Here is an 18,637-nt window from a genome sequence, read left to right on the forward strand (position 1 = left end):
AAGTCCTGAGGAGAACCATCGTGCCGAGCAGTCGTACCCCGCGTGGCCGCTTTCCCGTAGATCTCGCCGTGTTCCTGGCGATCCTGGCCACCGGCGTCGTCCTCATCCTCGTCGGCCGTGTCTCCCCCGAGGCCCTCGCCGGCTACGCCTCCGCGCTCGCGGGCCTCTACGCGGCCTGGCACCACCGTCCGAGGGGCGAAGAGTCCCGGCAGACTCCACCCGAGGGGCCGCCCGCATCCGAGCGCTAGCCACCGCCGCCCCGCCCCCGGGCGGGGGCCTTGGTGCGGGGACGGTCCCGCACCGGCCCGACCGGACAGACCTGCGGCGGCCCGGAGGAGCGGCTGGACCCGAGCGCAGCGGTCATCCCTTCGGGGATTCCCGTACGCGGCCGGGCCGCGCAGGGCAGCCTGGACGTCGCGGTTCGGCCGGCGGACGGCCGACCACACTGCCGGAAGCAGGTGATCGTGGTGGACAGGGTCCTCAACACGCTGAAGGCCGCACACGAGGGGTCGGTGGGGGTGCTGCTCGCCGACGGCACCGAGCCCGGCCCCGTCTACTACGACGTGGGCAGCGGCGCGCACATGCCGTCGACGAAGGAGTGGCACGCCTACGACGGCCGGTTCAGCCGCCCCCGCGCCGCCACCCTGCGGGGCAGCTGCACGTGCGGGTGGCGCGGGATGGCCGAGTACCCGCTCGACTGGACCACCCTGCCCGCGGACAAGCCGCTGTACGAGGCAGACATCGACCTCTCCGGGCCGATCGCGGACTACAGCGCCCACCTGTCGGTAATCCGGGACGCCGCGGTGCAACTCCCCGCAGAGCTCACCGGGATCCTCACCGAGCTCGTCGGCCGGCTCGGCAGCCTCGCCGCCGAGGAACCGCTGGTGGCATTGAAGGCGCTCGCGGACCTGCGGCACGTCATCGCCGAGGTCGGCCAGGACGCGGCCTACGAACTCGCCGCCCAGCAGGTACCGATCGAGGAGATCGCGACCGGGCTCGGCACCAGCGAGACCGCGGCCCGCACCTACCTCAACAGCTACCTCCACCCCTGATCCACACCACCACCGCCCGTCGCCTCCGGTACAGCCCCGGCCGCAGAGGCGCCGGTCTATACAGGTAGGGCCAGTCGGGAGCCGAGGCGGAAACGCATCTCGCCGGCTGCGTAGCGGATCTCCTCGGACTGCGTGTCGTCTTCCAACACCCCGAGGAGCACCATCATGGCCCGGGCCTCGTCCCCGCTGAGCAGCTTCAGGCGCGGCTCGGTCACCCCGTCGAGGAGCACGTCCAACATCTCGTCCATGCAGACACCAACGCCCGGCCGCAATCAGGAGTCACCCGGTCAGCAGCCGACCTTGGTGCCTCACAGGACCTCGCCCGCACGATGACGCCCGTGTGGGGGGGGCCGACGGGGCGGATGGCTCGGTGCCCGCTGGTGCTTCAGTGGTGAGGTGTGTCAGCCGCTGCTGTTCTTGCAGCGGGCCGACTGGCTCGGCGCGGGTGTCGGGGTGGTGGACGGGCTCGGCGTCGGCGACGCCTGTGGTGTCGGTGAGGTGTCCGACGTCGGCGAGCCCTCCGTCGTTGAGGAGGTGGACGGTGTCGGGAAGCCGCGGAGGAGCGGATGCCCGGCGGGAAGAGTGATGAAGGCGGCCGGCTCGGCGGCGAACGCCACCGGCCGGACGTTCCCGTGGTCGTTGGACGCGACGGCGTCGGCGTTTAGCTCGGCGGCCTGGGTGCGGCCCTCCCGGCAGTCGCCGGGTGTCCCGGTGAAGGAGTCGCCCACCAGAATCGTGGCCACCGCCACGACGGCGACCGCCAGCACCACGCCCGCGGGGCGTAACCCGGGCACCCTCCCCAGGCCCGGCGGCAAGCCGACGCGTACAACTCTGCTGCCGGTAAGCCGGGGTTCGGATGTGTCAAGCGTCGTGGCGCCCTTCGTCTCGCGTGCCTGGTCGAGGAGCTCGTCGGCGTCGCGGCGGGCCTGCGCGCGGATGTCCTCGGCATCGGCGTGCGCGCTCGTACGGATCCGTTCGGCTTCCGTGTGCGCTTCCGTGCGCAGGGCCTCGGCGTCGCGGACGACGTCGTCGTGGGCCTGGCGGGCTGCGGCCCGCACCTTTCTGGTCGCGGCCTGGGCCCGGCGCTGGAGCAGCTTGGCGTCCTGCCAGTGCCCGCGCCACTCCTGGATGAGGGCGGCGTCGGCGCGGAACTTCGCGGCGGCAGGCTTGTCCAGGCCGCTGGGGGTGGTGACGACCCGGAGGTATTCCAGGAGAGCCTCGAGGGTTGGCAGGCGCTTGCCGGTGAGCATTTCGTTCAGGCCGGTCGTGGTCAGGCGCGGCCGCACCGACGCGGCGGCGACTGTGGCGTAGGAGGGGGTGCCGCCGGATATGTGGACGAGGTTCAGCTTCTCTGCGAAGGCGTGCAGCGCGGCCTCGTAGGCGTCGATCGCCTCGCGGTCCTGCGGCTCGGCCCCGGGTGCTTCGGTTGCCATCAAACCCCCCTGCCTGTGCGGAAAAGCCACGCTAGAGGGCGGTGAAGCCGTATGTATGCGGATTGCGCCGAACGCTTCCGGCCGCTCCTCCCCGTCCGGGAACAGCCCGCTTCCCGACGACCGAAGCACAAGGTCATCCGGGTCTGGGCGGGCCCGTACGGATCACTGGGAAGCAGGGGCCCAGGGCGCTCTCCTGGAGTCATGACAAACACCGGAACCACACCGCAGACACCCAACCCCGACCCCGATCCCGCCCAGCCGCCGGCCACCCGCGACCCGGCTGCCGGGGAGCGGCGCGTCCCCGACGCCGTGGTCCTGGTCGCGCTGCTCGCCACCTGCGCCGGCATCTACCTCACCGTCGGCGAAGCCGGCTTCGCCGGCGTCATCAGCGCCGTCGCCGCCCTCTACGGCACCTGGCGCGCCCGCCGATGAACCCGGTCGACGGCCTCCGCGCAAGCCCTCGCTCAGAAGCCGACGGCAACGCGCTCGCCGACCGCGACAGCCGCACGCCGGCACCCCGCCCGCACGGCGACCAGGCCCGCCCGTACATCCGGCCCCCGCCGCTCGCCAGCCGCTGCGGACGCCCGCTCGGCGGCCGCGTGCAGTTCGGCCCGGGCGGCCGCTCCGTCACCGGGGAGCACCGTGACCTCGGCGGCCTCCGCGACCGCGGCGAGCAGCCGTGCCAGCTCGGCCGGGCCGGACGCCGTCTGGTGGATGTGCACGCCGCGCAGCCGGGGCGCCCACCCTGCGAGGGCGCCCCGGATCTGCTCACACAGCCCGGCGGTCCCCGTGTGCGGGCCGGCGGGCGTGGTACCGGCGCTCATCTCCCCATGGTCACCGCCACCACCGACAACACGCCTCGGCCCGGGCTCTACCGCCCCTACGGGGCGGGGGTGAACTCCACGTCGGTGCCGCCGCAGCCGGCCGCGATGTCCAGCAGCCGGTCCCGCTCCATCTCGTCGACCGCGAGCCCCCAGCGGAGCTTCGTCGCGGTCCACTCCGCGCCGTACCGGCACAGCGCATCCGCCGACGGCGGCAGCCACTCCGCCGGGTCCTGATCGGCCTTCGACCGGTTCGAACGCGCCGTCACCGCAACCAGCGAGGCGAGCTGGACCTGGTCGTTCGCGTACGCCTCCCGCCGCGCCGCCGTCCACGCCGATGCCCCAGCTGGCGGGGAGCGTCATTCGGATCGAGCGGTGTTCCTGTGCGTGTGATTCGCGGTGCTGTGGTAGGTGGTGCGCAGGGGGCTGTGCCCCCGTTCCTATCGATCCGCGAGAGGGCCGGCGACAGGCTGGGGAAGGGGTTCTGCGCGCCCTAGAGCGGCGTTAGGGATCCGTATGGATTTCGCGGCGCAGGAGGCTGCATAAGGCTCTGCGGTTGCCACCGGGCAGGCAGGGCCCGGGGATCACGGCGGCGCGCTGAACGGGGCTTTTCCCCTTACTACGCGGCCTGTTCAGGCCGGTAGGGCGGGCGAGATGGTGGATGGTTCGCAGGGCACAAGGGCAGGGCGGGTGAGGGGACTCGTCCGTTCGGTGCGGGTTTCGCGTCGGCGGCGGGCCCATACTCGATGATCGCTGAGGCCCCCGCGCTGGTGGCCGTGTGTGGTGTGAGCAGGCCGGAGAGGTTGATGGGCGATATGAGGGACGCGGATCACACGGGTATGCCCGAGGTGGTGGACAGCCCTGCCCCTCGGCCCCAGCCGTCGGGCGGGCTCGGGCGGTGGATGCTGCGGCACCAGGTGCAGCCGGTGGGACCGGCGGCCGACGAGGGCCATGCCAAGCCGCACCCGTGGTGGAAGGTGATGTGCCTGACCGGTGTCGACTACTTCTCCAGCCTGGCCTACGTACCCGCCATCGCCGCTCTCGCCGCAGGGGCGGTCTCTCCGCTGGCGACGCTGCTGATCGTGGCACTGACGCTGCTGGGCATGCTGCCGATGTACCGGCGGGTGGCGAAGGAGAGCCCGCACGGCGCCGGGTCGGTGGCGATGCTGGAGGACCTGCTGCCGTTCTGGTGGGGCAAGCTGTTCGTCCTCGTCCTGCTCGGCTTCGTCGCCACCTCGTGGATCATCACCATCACCCTGTCCACCGCCGACGCCTCCGTCCACGTGGTGGAGAACCCCTTCTTCCCAGAAGTTTTGCACGGCCACGAGGTCGCCCTGACGGTGGCGCTGCTCCTCGTCCTGGGCGGGGTGTTCCTGCTGGGGTTCAGCGAGGCGGTCAGCGTGGCCATCCCCCTGGTGGCCGTCTTCCTCGTGCTGAACGCGGTCGTCATCGGCGTCGGGCTGGTCCACGTGTTCACCACCCCCGGGGCCTGGTCCGCGTGGACCGATGCCCTAGCGGCAGGCGGAGGTGGCTTCGGCGACCTCATGGGCCCGGCGCTGCTCGCCTTCCCCCTGCTGGTGCTGGGCCTGTCGGGCTTCGAGACCGGCGTGAGCATGATGCCGCTCGTCGCCGCCGAGGGCGCCGATGCCGAACAGCGGCTGCGCTCGCGGATCCGCAATACCCGAAGGCTGCTGACCACCGCCGCGCTCATCATGAGCGTCTACCTGCTGTCCGCGAGTTTCGTCACCACCCTCCTCATCCCTCACGAGCTGTTCGAACCGGGTGGCGCCGCGAACGGCCGTGCACTGGCGTGGCTGGCCCACGAGCAGGTCGGAGAGGCGTTCGGCACCGTCTACGACATCAGCACCATCCTGATCCTGTGGTTCGCCGGGGCCTCCGCCATGGCGGGCCTGGTCAACATCGTCCCCCGCTATCTGCCGGACTACGGAATGGCTCCCGAGTGGGGGCGCGCCGTCCGGCCGGTCGTGATCGTCTACACGCTCCTGTGCATCCTCATCACGATCGCCTTCGACGCCGACGTCGACGAGCAGGCCGGCGCCTACGCCACCGGCATCCTCGCCATGATGGTCTCCGGCGCCTTCGCCGTCACCGTCTCCGTCGCGCGCCGTCGCCGCCGGACCGCGACCGTCGGCTTCGCCCTGCTCACCGCCGTCCTGCTCTACGCCCTGATCGCCAACATCGTCGACAAGCCCGACGGCATCGTCATCTCCGCGTTCTTCATCGCCGGCATCATCGTCGTGTCGCTGATCTCCCGCGTCTCGCGCACCACCGAACTGCGCGCCGACCGCATCGTCTTCGACGCCGACGCCCGCCGGTTCATCGACGACACCCTCGCCCACGACAACGCGATCAACATCATCGCCAACCGCCGCCAGGCCGGCGACGTCGCCGAGTACCGCGACAAGGAACGCGAACAGCGCGGCGTCAACCCGGTCCCCGGCCGCGCCGACGTCATCTTCCTCGAGATCGACGTGGTCGACCCCTCCGACTTCAGCGACACCCTCACCGTCCACGGAGCCGAGGTCGGCAGCCACCGGATCCTGCGCGCGGCCGCACCCGCCGCACCCAACGCCATCGCCGCCGTCCTGCTGGCCCTGCGGAACGCCACCGGCGTCCAGCCGCACTGCCACTTCGCCTGGGCCGAGGGCAGCCCGCTCGTGCACATGGTCCGCTACTTCCTCCTGGGACGCGGCGACACCGCCCCGGTCACCCGCGAGATCATCCGCAGCCACGAACCCGACCCCGCACGCCGCCCCGGCATCCACGTCGGAGGCTGACGACCCCAGCCGTAGGCCGCCACTCGCGAGGTGCCGCGGCTGGAGACCGAAAGGCATGCCAGACCATGACCCCCACGCCGGACCGCCGCATGCGGCTCAGGATCACCATCCTCACACTCGGCGCGATCGCCATGATCGTGGCGGGCGCAGCCGCCGAGTGGTGGTGGCTGCTCGGCATCGGCGTGTGGACCATGATCGTGGCGTTCGTGACGGAGCTGATCTACCGACCGTAGGCCGCTGAACAACTGCCCCACGGCCTCGCACCCGACGCGGCTGCCACGGGCCTTCAGACCGTGGGTGCCTGGTCGCCATGTTGATGACCGCAGCAGCACCCGACCATGACTGGGGATCCCCTGCCCGCCGCCAAAGGAAGGCTGCCGCCCATGACGCGGGTGCTCGTGGTGGAAAGCGACCCTCAACTCGTCCGCGCGCTCAGGATCAACCTCCAAGCCCGCAAGTTCCAGGCCCTCGAAGCCGTCACTGGAACCGACGCGCTGGAACTCGCCGCCGCATGCCCGCCCGACGCAATCCTGCTGGACCTCGGTCTGCCGGACATAGACGGCGTCGAGGTAATCAGGAGCATCCGCGCCTGGAGCACAGTTCCCATCCTGGTCCTGTCCGCGCGGCGCACCTCGCAGGAGAGAGCCCGGGCCCTGGACGCGGGGGCGAACGACTACGTGGCGAAACCGTTCAGCATGGATGAGCTGCTCGCCCGCCTTCGTGCTGCTACCCGCCGGGAGACGACCTCCGGCCCCGCGGACCGGCCCATGCTGGTCATCACCGAAGACTTCACCATCGACCTTGCCGAGAAGACGGTCCGGCGAGAGCAGGGCGAAGTCCGGCTGACCCCCACCGAGTGGCACCTGTTGGAGGTCCTCGTCCACCACACCGGCGCCCCGGTCAGCCGGCGCCAGCTGCTGCTGGAGGTCTGGGGGCCGGCATACGCCGACAACACCACCTACCTGCGGGTCTACATGGCCAAGCTCCGGCGCAAGCTGGAGCCAAACCCCTCCCACCCGCGGCACCTGCTCACCCAGCCGGGCATGGGATACCGCTTCGAACCCTGACCGCTCGCCGTACCTCAGCATCACCGTCCGCAGGGCCCGCTCATGGCGAGGCCAGGCCCGACCGGACGTCCGTCCTCGGCCGCCGCGTGCAGTTCGGCCCGCGCGGTCGCACCGTCACCGGGCAGCACCGCAAGCTCGGCGGCATCCGCAACCGTCGCCACCAGCCGCGCAAGCGCCGTCGGCCCCACCCGGGGCAGGACGCGGCCCGAGATGGAGAGGCGGGGTAGGAACGCATGCTCGTGGGCGGCCCCGCCTCCGTCGTGATGTTGCCGCTCCGGATTACGGGGCGGGCTCGTAGACCACGGTGGTGGTCGAGCAGTCCTCGGCAAGTCCGAGGAGGGCCTGGCGCTCGGAGTCGTCGACGGCCAGGTCCCATCGGAGCTTCGTCCCTACCCAAGTGGCCGCATAGGTGCAGTGGTAGGAACCCTCCGAGGGCAGCCACTCCGCGGGGTCCTTGTCCGCCTTCGAACGGTTCGAGGCAGCGGAGACCGCGATCAGCGTGTCAGGCGACGTCTGGTCGTTCGCGTACGCCTCCCGCCGGGCCGCGCTCCAAGGCGTCCGCTCGGAGTCGTAGACCTCGGCGAGCGGCACGAAGTGGTCGACGTCGAGCCGGGCCGCGTCGATGACCATCACGCCGTCGTAGGCGCTGCGCCAGCTTCCGTCCGTAAGCTTGCAGCCGGCCGCGACCTGCGGCGCCCCCACCGCCTCCGCCAGGATCACCTCCTTGCGGGTGTCACAGCCGTCCCCCGAGTTCAGGCCCCTGTTCCAGTGCTTGTACAAGTCCCGCCTGTAGCCAGCCCGGTGCTCCTCCGCGACCGGGAGCCGGTCGATGGCCTCGAACAGCGGCACAGGCGCACGCACCGCGGCGGCGCCAGCAGGGCCGACCGCGGTCTCGGTGACGGCCGATCCTTCCTTCGCCGTCGCGGCGGCGGTGGCCGGGACTGCGGGTGCGAGGAGGGGCAGGGCTGTGAAAGCGAGCGCGGGCAGGCCGTGCCGCATCAGGTTCTTGATCATGTTCCGGGTTGTAGCCGGGTCCGGGTCGGCCGGGGAAGGTGGAGTCGGGACGACTCACCCGGCTGGGTGGCCGAATTCACCGGAGAAACGATCACGGCCCCGGAGCGGGCCGCCCGGATGCCAGAGCCCGGGTGCGCGCCTGGAGGTAGGCGGTCCAGTCGGCGCCGGCCCTGTGCCGCCACTGCAGAGCGGTGATGACGTGGAGGCCGAGGAGCGGGGCCAGGACCGCGGGTGGCATGTCCTGGGCGAGCTGGACCAGGGCGGTCGCGCGGGCCGGGCGGACCGGGATGCCGTGTTCGGCCAGGGCGCGGGCGAGCGGCCCGGTGGACTGGTGCGTGCCCGGCCGGACGCCGGGGAAGAGCCACGGGCCGGGCCTGTTCCCCTTCCAGCCGCGGCGGGGCTCGGCGGCCAGCTGCGTCAGAACGGCCGCGAGCGGGAGGGGAAGGCGCATGGGGGTGTCGTCGAGGCGGAGGGTGGGATGGCCGTCGCGTGTTCCGAGGTGCCCGGTGGTGAGGGTGACGATGCGGGTGAGGTGCTGGCCGAACAGCAGGAGAAGAGCGCCGGCCGCCCGTACGTCGAGGGGCAGGAATTCGTCGTGGAGACAGCGCTGCAGCAGATCCCAGTGGACGTCCGCGTCGAGGCCCTCCGGTTCGGCCTTGCCCCGGTGCGGGACCAGCAGCTCCCGGCTGCGGCCGTGCCGGGCGGTCCACACGAGGAAGTCCCGCAGCTCGTAGCGGGTGCTGGGGCCTGTGGCGAGCCACCGGTCGACGTGCTGCTGCGTGGCGTCGGACAAGCCCAGGCCCAAACTCGCGAGATGGGTCAGAAACGCGACGGCGCAGTTGACGCGGGTGTACGCCCACCGGGCACGGCCGCCCGTACTGGCCGCGCGGGCGGCGCGGCGGCGGGCACGGGGCAGCACCGACCAGCGGACGTACGGCTTCAGGAGCTCCGTGTACTGGGAATGCCGGACCAGGGTGCGGGTGAGGTGGCGTTCGATGGCTGCCAGGTGCTCATCACGGGCGGGCAGTGTGCCGAAGGCGACCAGCACCGCGCGCAGGTGGTCCGCGCACTGCGCGGCCCCGCGGTCGGAGGCGGCGATCGTGTCGAGGTCGGCGTGGGTGGGCAGCCGGCCAGAGGCCGCGATCCTGCTCAACATCCGGGCCGACGCCGAGTTCCGCAGCCAGACCAGAACGGTCCGCGGGTGCTCGGCCGCGACCAGGGCCGTACGCAGGGGGAGGAGCTGGACGGCCGCTTCGGGGGCAAGGTCGTGGAAGAGGGCCTCCAGACGGTCCTCGACCGCGCAGCGGTCGCACGCGTCCCCGGTGACGGGGCTGCTGGGGCCTGCACAGCGGGGGCACACGTACGGGTCCGGGTGTCCGGCGCAGGGACCACAGGCCCGCTGCCCGTCGACGCGGGCGATCAGGACCTTCACCGTCGAGCAGGAGGGACACCGGCCGGGCTCGCGGCGGGCCAGCGCGTAGCAGGTTTTGCAGACCGGGCCGAGCGGCCAGCGGGCACAGACCGGCGAGCTCTTCCCGCACACGGCACAGGGGGCGAGCGGACGGGGCCGGCAGGTGGAGCAGAAGTCCGAGTGACTGGGCCGGCCGCAGCCGGTGCAGCAACGCGTCGGGGTCCGAGCCTGCTGGCGGCAGGGTGTACACGTGTCACCGACCGGCCGGGGCCTGGTCCGTGAACAGCTGGTGCAGGTACCAACGTTGGATTGGGCTGCGAGGGCTCCCTCACAGCCGCGGCACACCCGGCCGCCGGGCACCAGGCTGCGCAGCCGGCGGATCCGTCCGCAGCGGAGGCAGGCCGGAACCCTGACGCCCTCGACACCGCGTCCCTGCAGCTCGGCGATCAGGCTTTGCACGGCGGGCGGCGCGAGGGAGGAACCGCTGACGAGGGCGTCGGGATGCTCAGCGAGGTGCGCGCGGACCCGTCCACGGGCGGAGGGAGTCATGGCGGCCACCATCCCCGCGGCGGCCTCGCGTCGGAGATCCGGGAGGAACGCGGTGAGCATGCCGGCCAGTTCGTGCCAGGTCTGCGGGACCTGGGGTCCGGCGGTCACAGGCCCTCGGGGCGGCGGATCTGCGTCCGCCGCGCAGGCGGCGCGGCCGCGCGGGTCAGCGTCTCGCCGGACGCGGCCGGCTTGACGACCTGCGTGCGGACCTCGACCACCTCGATCAGATCGGCCGGCGTGCACTGCAGGATCCCGCACAGCGCGGCCAGTGTGTCCATTGACAGACGCTGCGGCTCCTGCGTCACCAGCCGGTACACCTGCTCGCGGGAGAGATGAATCCCGTACTCGGCCAGCTTCGGCACCAGGTCGGTGGTCTGGAACATGTCCCGAGCAGCCATCAGACGCCGCAGATTCCATCGGAACCCCATCCGCTTCATCACCGTGCACTGCTCCCCTTCCGCGCAGCAGCGCGCTCCGCTCGCCGTCGCAGCGAGTCCTCCAGCAGACGGTTGCGGTACTCGTCCCCCACCCACGTGTACAGAGCCGTCGTCGACGCGTACTGGTGGCCGACCTGGTCCTGCACGAAGCGCTCCGGGTACCCGAACTCGATCAGGTGCGTGATGTAGGTGTGCCGCAGGCAGTGCAGTTCGAGCTCTGCCGGCAGCGCGGCCAGGCTCCGGACCAGCGAGAAGACTTCGTCCAGGCGCCGCAGGCTGATTCGGCCGCAGCGTTCGGTCACCCACAGCGCGGGGTGCCCGCCCACTTCGAACCGGGGCCGGACCTCGACCGTCCACTCCTCCAGAAGCGGTACGACCCAGTCCATCTCCGGGACGGTCAGGACCGTGCGGCGTTTGGGCGGGCTGCCCCGCGAGGCCTTCCCGTAGCGGACCTCAAGCGCGCCGAACCGGCCGTACGACTTCGCCCGCGGGTTGTGCCGCAGATCGTGCAGGTCCAGCATCGCGCTCTCGCGCCTACGGGTCCCGTAGGCGTAGACAGCCTTCAGCAGCACCGCGTCCCGCCACGCCGACAGCACCCCCTTGCGGCCCCGCCGCCGGATGTCCTCCACACGCGCGTCGGCCGCATCGAAGAAGGCCTGGAGCTCGTCGTAGGTCAGCGCCCGCCGCCCGGGCCGGCCCTCGAACTCCGCGACGTGCTCGGCGGTGTTCCAGTCGTGACACACCTGCACCGGGGCCCGGCCGAACTCATCCAGGCACGCGGCCGCCCACCCGTAGCGGGCATCGGTGACGAACACGCAGAACATGCGCAGGTCGCTCTGCTGGCCGCGCACGGTGGAATGGGCCAACGGGGACCCGCCGGACACCTGCGCGGAGAAGTAGGCCTCGACGTCCTCCGCAGTCCAGTCCCATGGGTACGTCCCGTTGAACGCAGCGAACCGGCGCACCAGACTCACCCGATCCGCGATCGTCTTCCCCGCCAGGAGACGGCTCTGCTGCTGCCGTGCCCACCCGGTCAGCATCGCCTCGAACATCGCCGGCGCCGGATCCAGCGCCCGGACGTTGCCCGGCACCACCAGGCGCACCACGCCCGGAACATCGACCCCATCCACGCCTTCTCCCACGGTTGCATCCGGTGCAACATCGTGGCGTCGAAGCGGAATCGCCCGAGGCCGAAGGCCGCATCGTCACCGGAACGAGCGACAGAGCACACCTTCTCGACCAGGACCGGGAGCGTCACCGGACACAGCGGAATGATGCAGCTGCTGCAACTCCGCCTACTTGGAATCCCAGGCCTCGGCGAGCGGAACCATGTGGTCGATGTCGAGCGCACCGGCTGGGGTGACCTCCCGCTCGTCGTAGTACGACCACCACACGCCGCCCGTCAGGGTGCAGCCCGGGCCGATCTCCGGGTACACGATCGCCTCGGCCAGGAGGACCTCGGCGCGGGTGTTGCAGCCGTCGGCCGGAACGTCGCCGGCGTTCCAGTGCCGGAAGGAGGTGCGCTGGTAGCCGGTCCGGTCCTCCACCGCGAGCGGGAGCGCGGAGACGGCCACCCCGATCGGCAAGACCTGCGGCACAACTGCGGCCGGAGCGGCCGGGGGTCCGCTCGCCTGGGCGGCGGCCGGGAGGGAAAGAGTCATTGCGAGGGCAGCGGCTGCCGCAGCAGCGGACCGCTTCATGATCATCATGGGCCGGTTCTACCGGCCCGCTCGACGTCAGCGACAGGCCCTGCGGACCGGTTCACCCGCCCGCGCACGGCAGTTCACCGGCGAAACGCCACTGCATACCCGCAGTGCAGCAGTGCGGGCCGCCGCCCGGTCGGGGCGACGGCCCGTGCTCGCGGCCGGTCAGCGGCGGTGACCGCCTGGTCCGGCTACGGGTGGTGGGTCATGTCGCGCAGGCTCTCCGGCATGGGTGCCCGGCCTGCGCGCGGCAGGGGGTTAGCGGTGGCGGCCCCAGGTTTCGGTGTCGACGGTGCGGCCGCGGTCGTCGCGGAGGGTGGCGGTGTCGGAGCGGTTGTCCCAGACGTAGTCGCGGCGGTCCTGGAAGAGGTCGGTGCGGGTGTCGCGGCCGTTGCCGGTGTGGATACGGATGGTGTCGCGGCCGCCGATGCGGACGTTGTCGAAGCGGTAGCGGTTGCCGTCGCCGTCGCGCAGCGTCCAGCCGCGGAGGTTGATCGGGTTGCGGGTGGTGTTGCGGATCTCCACCCACTCGGCGTTCAGGGAGCGGTTGGAGCGGTCGTCGCGTCCGGGGCTGTCGGCCTGGACCCGGCTGATCTCCACCCGCGGCCGCTGCTGGTGGTGGCGGTCGCCGTCATGCGCGGCCGCCGGCAGTGCGGCGGCCGAGACGATCGCCCCGGCCGCCAGGACGGTGGCGGCGATACGGCGTACGGAGGAAGAAGCAGAAGACATGGGTGGCGCTCCCTCAAGAACAGCGCTCCACCAGCCGAAACAGGTCGGTGGAGGCCTTTGGGTGTCGGCCCGGTTGAGCCGAGGGCCACACTCTCGACCCGACACGGCCCCCGCCGCATCCCCCGCCGACGCCGGTTACCGGACACGGACATATCCGTCACAGTCGACTGGACACTGCACTCTTTTCGCCCGAACGTGACCCTGACATTCACTGACTGCTACACCCATCCGCACCGGAAGCCGCAACTCCGGTTCCCGTGCTCCGGCGCACCACCAGGCGCACTCCTTCGCCGCCTCACCCGGCCGGATCAGCGGATCAAGTAACAGCCGTTCTGCGGGATTCTTCGCACGCGCTGCTGGAATTCGCACACACTCGCGCCTCCATGCGGGCCGGTGACGGCCGGGGAAAGGGCGGGACGGGACGCGATCCTGCTCGGCGGGGTGGTGCGTACCGGCGGCGGTCAACTCGGCGGGACCTTCGCCGAATCGCGGCACGTCCGCCGCACCCACATTTAGGCGCAGCCACTGAAACCGGAGCGGGCGGCGGAAGACGCCTCCGTGGTCGACGGCGCGGTAGGCGCTGACCACGGCGACCAGAACGGAGCCTCGCCACCGTGCACGGATGGGCTTCGGCAGCTGCGAGGGCCGGTCCGCGGCTGCGGGCTCGGCGACCTCGACCTCTTGCTCCTGTTCCTGCCCGAAGTGGCGTAGCAGGCCTTGGTCGCGGCAGGAGTCGGCGGCCTCGGGGAGCAAGCTGCAGGGCAACCGTCGGGCGGCCCGGGCCACGGGGAGGGGTGGGCGGTGTCGTCCGGCGCGAACGGCGGTGCACCACAGCGAGACCTGCCCGCGCCGGTCGATACCGACCAGAGCGGGGGTCTGGGGGCTGGCGAAGGCCCCCAGCACCCACCGGTCCTGCCGTAGTCCTTGACTCGGGCCCCGGTTCACGTCCGGAGAGACTCGACCACCCGAGCCACCTGCGGGCGCGGTACACCGAAGCCGGTCGACAGGTGATCTCCTCGACGCTGCCCTTGCCCGGCCTCGCGGGACCTTCCGCCACCCCGCCGGGTGAGATTCGGGCTGCAGGCTGCCTCTCCCGCTCGGCTGCGCTACGGTGCGGACGGCTGGACGCGCACGCCAACCGCCGCAGACTCCGACGCCCACGTCGTCGGGGTCAGCGATCGGCCAAGGACCTCTGGGGCCCGCGAAGTCCGTAACGATGTCTTCCGTCGGCGGGCGACGTGGGCAGGCCTGCCGGATCCGGAGAACACTCGTGCCCCGCAACCAGAACACCGCTGCGCAGCGCGCACGCGCGGCTCAGCGCAAGACAGGCGGGAAGTACACCGCACTGCTCCGCGAAGCCACCACCGACGGACCGCCGAAGGCCTTCCCGTTCCGCAGTCTCCTGGCCGAGTGCTCCACGTTGCCGGAGGTCCACGTCGACTGGGGGTACAACGACCCCGAGGACGACGGCTCCTTCCCCGGCCCCGTGATGTTCGAGTCCGCCCTGCTCGGCGGGCCCGTCCCCTGCGGCACGGTCCTGGCGCTCGCCGGCGCACTGTCCGGCCTGGAACTGCGGGGGGACGTGCACGTGGAGTCCAACGACCCCCTTGCGGAAGCGATCGTGTCCTGCGCCGGCCGTCGCTTCCGACTGGTGCTGAACCAGGACCTGCTCTACGAGCTGTGCCAGGGCTCCGGCTGCCCCCGCCGGCCGATCGACGACTTCCGCATCCCGTACTGCACCGGCCACCTTCCTGAGTGCCCACCGGAGAAGCTGATCGACATGGCCGAGAAATGGGGCGACGACGTCCGTGATGCCTTCGAGGACCGCCCGGGGGAGGCACAGGCGGGGCCGCAGGGCGACTACCTTGTCCGGGCCGCAGTCGGCCAAGGGGCCTCCACGAAGGTCGCGGCCGCACTCATCCGCTACTGCTTCACGGACGCGGAACTGATCGATGACGTGCACCGCTGCGACGAGGAGGCCATGGCTGTGCGTCACGGCATCGACCGCGAGGGACTGCGCCTGACCACGGTGGCGAACAAGGAGGGCTACCGCATCCGCTCATCGGTCGATGACTCATGCGTCGTCTGCGGAAACGCGCTGACCCGCGGTCTGAACGTCTGGCCCGTCCCCCCGCAGTTCTGCTCCGAAGGCTGCGCTCCGCCACGGCCACCCGCATGGGAGTCCCACCCCGACCCGTGGGTGACAAAGACGAACCCGATCGTCTGAACCACACGTGAGCCCCTGTTGGGGCCATTGGACCCAACAGGGGCTGACGCGGCCTGGAGGCCGGCCTACGGCACGGTCGGCTGCGTCGACATCTCGGCATCGGCGGCCATCTGGTCGTCGTGGTCCCGGAGCATCCGCAGGACGGTCGCCGGACTGGGGTGCTGCCCCTTCTTCTTACCCCTGGTGATGACGAGCCGAGGAGCGATCTCCCGCAGGCTCAGCTTCTCGGCGTCCCGCAGATGCAGGGCCATGGCGAGCATCGTGGGGTCGGACACCTTCGCACCGCCGATCGCCTTGCCCCGCCGACGGGCCGACTCCTGGCCGTCCAACGTCTTCTCCCGGATGTACTCGCGCTCCATGCCGGACAGCGCGGCCAACACCGCAAACACCGGGCCGTGCGGATCGTGGGAGCCCTGCAGCTCGCCGGTCAAGAACTCCAGCTCTACGTCGTGCTCCCGTAGCCGCACGGCCAGTGTCACCAGGTCGTGCCCGCGGCCGAGCCGCTTGTGCTCATGGATGACGAGGGTGACGCGGACCCCGGCGACGCGGAGCTCGCACGCGAGGGTGATGGCCTTCTCCAGCTCCGGGCGGTCCTTCACGCGGGTGCTGATCTTCTCGGAGAACACCCGGGTGATCCCGGCCTCGGAGAACGCGTCGAGCTGGGTGTCCAGCGACTGGCGGGCAGTCGAGGCCCGGGCGTACGCGATACGGACATGCCCGTTCGGCCCGCTCGCGGCCGTGGCGGCGGGGCGTGGGAGCTCCTCCCACTTTGCCCCCGGCCTGCGGACGGCGGGCGTCGGGATGCTCAGCTCCGCCTTGAGGCTCGGCACGAGCCGGAAGCGGGCCGTGTGGTACTGCACGGCCACCTTCCCCGCTGTGGTGCGGCAGGGCGATCCCGCCGGGGCGCCGCAGCTGGACATCGGACAGTCGTGTGCTTCCACCAGCTTGTGAGGGTCGATGTTCATGACCCCATCGTTTCATGTATGTGTTTCACGAAGCAGCTCAAAAGAAACGACCTATGAAACAGAGTTCTCCCTGATCAACGAGTTTCGAGACGGGTGTTGCATAAGGGACCACTCATGAAACAGAACCGGGCGAGCCCCGGTCAGGCGAGTTCTGCCGCGCTGACCTTCGCCACATCCATGACCGCGAGTTCGGACTCCATGGGCACGGCGAAGCCCTGGCTGACGAGGTAGCAACTGCCGTTGTTCTCCTGCTTCACGACGAGGTAGGGATAGCTCGCGCCGGACCAGGGCAGGGCACCCACGTACGGCTCGTGGCGGAAGTCGCCCTCCCAGCCCCAGCGCACCGAGCGGCTCACGTGCTCCAGAGCCTTCATCGCGCCTTCGACCCACTCAAGACGTTCTTTCGCCTGTTCCATAGCGTGGTCCAGGTCCCAAGGATTGTTGATCTTCGTATTCGTCGGCGAGGACAGGTACCGCCCGACGGAGATCATGCCGTCGAAGAAGTCGACGGGCGGGACAAGCTGGACGTACCAGTCTGTGTTCATGGCGGCTGATCCTAGAGCCGCTTCCGCCGGACGGCCTCAACTATCAGGACGTCCGGCGGCACGACGGCTTCCCCTGGCGTGGTTCAGTCGCCAGATGAGTCGGTTGCCGCTTGATCGGGGCGCTGCTTCTCGAAGAAGTCCAACTTCTTACCGAACATCGCTTCGGCTTCTCCCGTGGGGAAGACGGTCTTGCCGTAGAGAGCCTGTTGGCAGATCTGCGACTGGTCGGCCGCAGATAGGTTGAGCGCCTGCCGTGAGTCTGAGGGTTCGGTGAACCACTGCTGGATGGCCATGTGGCGCCAACCGTCGGGGTTCGTGTGGTCGCCGTAGACGATGCGCTTCAGCCCTTCGAGGACCGCTTCGTGGGCGAGACCCTTTCCTTCACCGCTGGGGTCGGTGAAGGAGACCTTCCAGGACCACCTCTGGCCCTCCCGGAGTTCGACGTTCTCCGGAAAGTCAGGCCCCCAGCCTTTGAGGTAGCCGGCGCCCGGACCGATCACAGTGCGTCCCCATTCGACATCCCCGAGCCAGGGGGAGTTCGACAGGAAGCCTTCCGCAATCCTGCGCGTCTCGTCGTCGGTGATCAAGTGCTCTCCGCTCATGCTCCTCCTCGGTGAGAACCGGCTCCGGCCATCGTCCTGCATCGGGCTGACGTGGCACCGAGGTATTCCGGAAGTGCCCCAGTGGAAGCCGGTTACCGGCGCTCGAGGGCGCGGAATCCGAGGTCGTAGGCCATGCAGCCGAGAGCGAGCACGACGAGAGGCCAGCCAAGTGCGGAGTCGGCGGGCACGGCCCCGGTGCTCAGCAGGGCGATGACGGAGCCGGTACTGAGGGAGGCCGTGCAAGCCGGCGCGCTGGGAACAGACACCATCAGCCTCTTCTTGGTCACCGCTGCGCTCCTCCGTGCATGGCCGCCGACTCCCGCCGGAGGTCGTACCGCTTACCGAGACGCCGGAGCTTGCGCATCACCGACACGCCCCTCTCGGGATCCAGGCCGATGTGGACGGCGGCTTCCTTCCACACCTCGGCCCTGTTCTCGCCCCGCGCGGCCCACAGCCGCACAATCGCCTGCTCGTCCGCCTTGAGCCACCCGAAGACCGTGGCGGCAGCGGCCGACTCCGGCTCCCAGGGAAGGGCGGTCTGTTCGGTGGTCGCAGGGGTTCCCAGGACGTCGAGGAGGGAGCGGCCTCCGGTGAGCGGGCGGTCGAGGCACTGAACACGCTGCTGACCAGCTTTGCGCCGCCACAGCGGCTGCAGTTCGCGGTGGACCTGCTTCGACTCCTTGCCGAGCAGCGTGATGGCCTCCTCGTCGTGCCCGGCGCTGGAGCTGCGGTCGATCTCGTCTACCCAAGTGCCGATGAGAGCGGTGAAGACCGCCTCCATCCAGTCCTGCGTAACGCGCCGGATGCCCAGCCACGTACGAGCGAACTCCGTGACCACCGCCTTCCAGTCGCCGATTGCCCGGCTCTCCAGGATTGCGCGGCGGGCGTTTAGGGCGGCGAACAGAGCCTCGGGACGCCCCTTGTGCCGCTCCGCTTTGACCGTGTTGACCAGCCGTCGATGCGCCCAGGCAGACATCACCAGCATGTTGCCGGTCGGGGGCGAAGTGGCTCCAGCCAGCAGCGTCAGGGAGGAGACGTTGTCCCGCAGGCGGGCGACCTCGGCCCGCCTCGGCTTGTCCATCTCCGCCCGCAGAAGGTGAGCCACTTCAGCCCTGTTCATGTGCGCCGGCAGGCGGCAGGGCACGTGGACCAGTTCGGTGGACGGAGACCGCTGCCCACGCGGGGCGAAGTTGTTGGGGTCGGTCATGAGGTTGGGCACTCCTAGCCGTGTGAGTCGAGCTTCACTCACTGGCCCTGGGGAAGCCGCCCCGCGTCAAAAAATCT

General features: G+C 70.7%; 20 protein-coding genes and 2 pseudogenes. 7 read left to right on the plus strand and 15 right to left on the minus strand.

Annotated features, from left to right (window positions below):
• Positions 1-20 precede the first annotated feature (20 nt).
• Positions 21-248, plus strand: a complete 228-nt coding sequence (locus OHA91_RS39450; RefSeq protein ID WP_328741327.1) for a hypothetical protein — start codon at positions 21-23, stop codon at positions 246-248.
• A gap of 216 nt (positions 249-464) precedes the next feature.
• Positions 465-1,052 (plus strand): hypothetical protein, encoded by a 588-nt coding sequence (locus tag OHA91_RS39455; RefSeq protein ID WP_328741329.1) that lies wholly within the window; start codon positions 465-467, stop codon positions 1,050-1,052.
• Positions 1,053-1,108: 56 nt separating this feature from the next.
• On the opposite strand, the gene OHA91_RS39460 is transcribed toward OHA91_RS39455, so the two are convergent.
• Together OHA91_RS39460 and OHA91_RS39465 are read right to left on the minus strand one after the other, a co-directional pair.
• Entirely contained in the window at positions 1,109-1,300 is a 192-nt protein-coding gene (locus OHA91_RS39460; protein WP_328741331.1) for a hypothetical protein, read from the minus strand.
• A gap of 153 nt (positions 1,301-1,453) precedes the next feature.
• Positions 1,454-2,485 (minus strand): ATP synthase F0 subunit B, encoded by a 1,032-nt coding sequence (locus OHA91_RS39465; protein WP_328741332.1) that lies wholly within the window; start codon positions 2,483-2,485, stop codon positions 1,454-1,456.
• 201 nt (positions 2,486-2,686) lie between these two features.
• On the opposite strand from OHA91_RS39465, the gene OHA91_RS39470 reads away from it, so the two are divergent.
• The gene (locus OHA91_RS39470) at positions 2,687-2,917 is read left to right on the plus strand and encodes a hypothetical protein (RefSeq protein WP_328741333.1); all 231 of its coding nucleotides are present in this window, start codon (positions 2,687-2,689) and stop codon (positions 2,915-2,917) included.
• A 32-nt stretch (positions 2,918-2,949) separates the two neighbouring features.
• On the opposite strand, the gene OHA91_RS39475 is transcribed toward OHA91_RS39470, so the two are convergent.
• Together OHA91_RS39475 and OHA91_RS39480 are read right to left on the minus strand one after the other, a co-directional pair.
• A complete protein-coding gene (locus OHA91_RS39475; RefSeq protein ID WP_328741334.1) occupies positions 2,950-3,309 on the minus strand; it encodes a hypothetical protein in 360 nt (119 codons plus the stop codon).
• Positions 3,310-3,365: 56 nt separating this feature from the next.
• Positions 3,366-3,653, minus strand: a pseudogene (locus OHA91_RS39480) (HNH endonuclease); the annotation flags it as partial.
• 468 nt (positions 3,654-4,121) lie between these two features.
• On the opposite strand from OHA91_RS39480, the gene OHA91_RS39485 reads away from it, so the two are divergent.
• The 3 genes from OHA91_RS39485 to OHA91_RS39495 all read left to right on the plus strand — a co-directional run bounded on the left by OHA91_RS39485 (position 4,122) and on the right by OHA91_RS39495 (position 7,171).
• The gene (locus OHA91_RS39485) at positions 4,122-6,104 is read left to right on the plus strand and encodes an APC family permease (protein WP_328741335.1); all 1,983 of its coding nucleotides are present in this window, start codon (positions 4,122-4,124) and stop codon (positions 6,102-6,104) included.
• A gap of 65 nt (positions 6,105-6,169) precedes the next feature.
• The gene (locus tag OHA91_RS39490; protein ID WP_328741337.1) at positions 6,170-6,337 is read left to right on the plus strand and encodes a hypothetical protein; all 168 of its coding nucleotides are present in this window, start codon (positions 6,170-6,172) and stop codon (positions 6,335-6,337) included.
• 150 nt (positions 6,338-6,487) lie between these two features.
• Positions 6,488-7,171 carry a response regulator transcription factor gene (locus OHA91_RS39495; protein WP_328741338.1) on the plus strand — a complete coding sequence of 228 codons (684 nt, stop codon included), beginning with the start codon at positions 6,488-6,490 and terminating at the stop codon, positions 7,169-7,171.
• A 279-nt stretch (positions 7,172-7,450) separates the two neighbouring features.
• On the opposite strand, the gene OHA91_RS39500 is transcribed toward OHA91_RS39495, so the two are convergent.
• The 6 genes and pseudogenes from OHA91_RS39500 to OHA91_RS39525 all read right to left on the minus strand — a co-directional run bounded on the left by OHA91_RS39500 (position 7,451) and on the right by OHA91_RS39525 (position 13,014).
• Entirely contained in the window at positions 7,451-8,185 is a 735-nt protein-coding gene (locus OHA91_RS39500; protein WP_328741339.1) for an HNH endonuclease family protein, read from the minus strand.
• 91 nt (positions 8,186-8,276) lie between these two features.
• Complete coding sequence (locus OHA91_RS39505) at positions 8,277-9,617, minus strand: hypothetical protein (protein ID WP_328741340.1); 1,341 nt, start codon at positions 9,615-9,617, stop codon at positions 8,277-8,279.
• Between the two features lie 632 nt (positions 9,618-10,249).
• Positions 10,250-10,585: a helix-turn-helix domain-containing protein gene (locus OHA91_RS39510; protein ID WP_408059259.1), complete on the minus strand. Its 336-nt coding sequence runs from the start codon at positions 10,583-10,585 to the stop codon at positions 10,250-10,252.
• Positions 10,582-11,712 carry a tyrosine-type recombinase/integrase gene (locus OHA91_RS39515; protein WP_328741341.1) on the minus strand — a complete coding sequence of 377 codons (1,131 nt, stop codon included), beginning with the start codon at positions 11,710-11,712 and terminating at the stop codon, positions 10,582-10,584. Before OHA91_RS39515 ends, OHA91_RS39510 begins: the two co-directional genes overlap by 4 nt.
• A 171-nt stretch (positions 11,713-11,883) precedes the next feature.
• Positions 11,884-12,291 (minus strand): annotated as a pseudogene (locus OHA91_RS39520) (HNH endonuclease); the annotation flags it as partial.
• Positions 12,292-12,543: 252 nt separating this feature from the next.
• Entirely contained in the window at positions 12,544-13,014 is a 471-nt protein-coding gene (locus tag OHA91_RS39525; RefSeq protein ID WP_328741342.1) for a lamin tail domain-containing protein, read from the minus strand.
• Between the two features lie 1,270 nt (positions 13,015-14,284).
• On the opposite strand from OHA91_RS39525, the gene OHA91_RS39530 reads away from it, so the two are divergent.
• A complete protein-coding gene (locus OHA91_RS39530) occupies positions 14,285-15,241 on the plus strand; it encodes a hypothetical protein (RefSeq protein ID WP_328741233.1) in 957 nt (318 codons plus the stop codon).
• A gap of 65 nt (positions 15,242-15,306) precedes the next feature.
• On the opposite strand, the gene OHA91_RS39535 is transcribed toward OHA91_RS39530, so the two are convergent.
• From OHA91_RS39535 to OHA91_RS39555, 5 genes are all read right to left on the minus strand, one after another.
• A complete protein-coding gene (locus OHA91_RS39535) occupies positions 15,307-16,206 on the minus strand; it encodes a recombinase family protein (protein ID WP_328741234.1) in 900 nt (299 codons plus the stop codon).
• A 140-nt stretch (positions 16,207-16,346) separates the two neighbouring features.
• Positions 16,347-16,751, minus strand: coding sequence for a hypothetical protein (locus tag OHA91_RS39540; protein WP_328741235.1), 405 nt, complete (start codon positions 16,749-16,751; stop codon positions 16,347-16,349).
• A gap of 83 nt (positions 16,752-16,834) precedes the next feature.
• Positions 16,835-17,353 (minus strand): hypothetical protein, encoded by a 519-nt coding sequence (locus tag OHA91_RS39545; protein WP_328741236.1) that lies wholly within the window; start codon positions 17,351-17,353, stop codon positions 16,835-16,837.
• Positions 17,354-17,445: 92 nt separating this feature from the next.
• Positions 17,446-17,640 carry a hypothetical protein gene (locus tag OHA91_RS39550; protein ID WP_328741237.1) on the minus strand — a complete coding sequence of 65 codons (195 nt, stop codon included), beginning with the start codon at positions 17,638-17,640 and terminating at the stop codon, positions 17,446-17,448.
• Positions 17,637-18,560, minus strand: coding sequence for a hypothetical protein (locus OHA91_RS39555; RefSeq protein WP_328741238.1), 924 nt, complete (start codon positions 18,558-18,560; stop codon positions 17,637-17,639). The genes OHA91_RS39550 and OHA91_RS39555 overlap by 4 nt, the downstream gene beginning before the upstream one ends.
• Positions 18,561-18,637: the final 77 nt, after the last annotated feature.

The organism is Streptomyces erythrochromogenes (assembly GCF_036170895.1).
In the GTDB taxonomy this organism is placed as follows: domain Bacteria; phylum Actinomycetota; class Actinomycetes; order Streptomycetales; family Streptomycetaceae; genus Streptomyces; species Streptomyces erythrochromogenes.

Excerpts from the sequence above, each read along its gene's own strand:
- OHA91_RS39460 (WP_328741331.1), bottom strand. The coding sequence starts at position 1,300 with ATGGACGAGATGTTGGACGTGCTCCTCGACGGGGTGACCGAGCCGCGC.
- OHA91_RS39465 (WP_328741332.1), bottom strand. The coding sequence starts at position 2,485 with ATGGCAACCGAAGCACCCGGGGCCGAGCCGCAGGACCGCGAGGCGATC.
- OHA91_RS39470 (WP_328741333.1), top strand. The coding sequence starts at position 2,687 with ATGACAAACACCGGAACCACACCGCAGACACCCAACCCCGACCCCGAT.
- OHA91_RS39475 (WP_328741334.1), bottom strand. The coding sequence starts at position 3,309 with ATGAGCGCCGGTACCACGCCCGCCGGCCCGCACACGGGGACCGCCGGG.
- OHA91_RS39485 (WP_328741335.1), top strand. The coding sequence starts at position 4,122 with ATGAGGGACGCGGATCACACGGGTATGCCCGAGGTGGTGGACAGCCCT.
- OHA91_RS39490 (WP_328741337.1), top strand. The coding sequence starts at position 6,170 with ATGACCCCCACGCCGGACCGCCGCATGCGGCTCAGGATCACCATCCTC.
- OHA91_RS39495 (WP_328741338.1), top strand. The coding sequence starts at position 6,488 with ATGACGCGGGTGCTCGTGGTGGAAAGCGACCCTCAACTCGTCCGCGCG.
- OHA91_RS39500 (WP_328741339.1), bottom strand. The coding sequence starts at position 8,185 with ATGATCAAGAACCTGATGCGGCACGGCCTGCCCGCGCTCGCTTTCACA.
- OHA91_RS39525 (WP_328741342.1), bottom strand. The coding sequence starts at position 13,014 with ATGTCTTCTGCTTCTTCCTCCGTACGCCGTATCGCCGCCACCGTCCTG.
- OHA91_RS39535 (WP_328741234.1), bottom strand. The coding sequence starts at position 16,206 with ATGAACATCGACCCTCACAAGCTGGTGGAAGCACACGACTGTCCGATG.
- OHA91_RS39540 (WP_328741235.1), bottom strand. The coding sequence starts at position 16,751 with ATGAACACAGACTGGTACGTCCAGCTTGTCCCGCCCGTCGACTTCTTC.
- OHA91_RS39545 (WP_328741236.1), bottom strand. The coding sequence starts at position 17,353 with ATGAGCGGAGAGCACTTGATCACCGACGACGAGACGCGCAGGATTGCG.
- OHA91_RS39555 (WP_328741238.1), bottom strand. The coding sequence starts at position 18,560 with ATGACCGACCCCAACAACTTCGCCCCGCGTGGGCAGCGGTCTCCGTCC.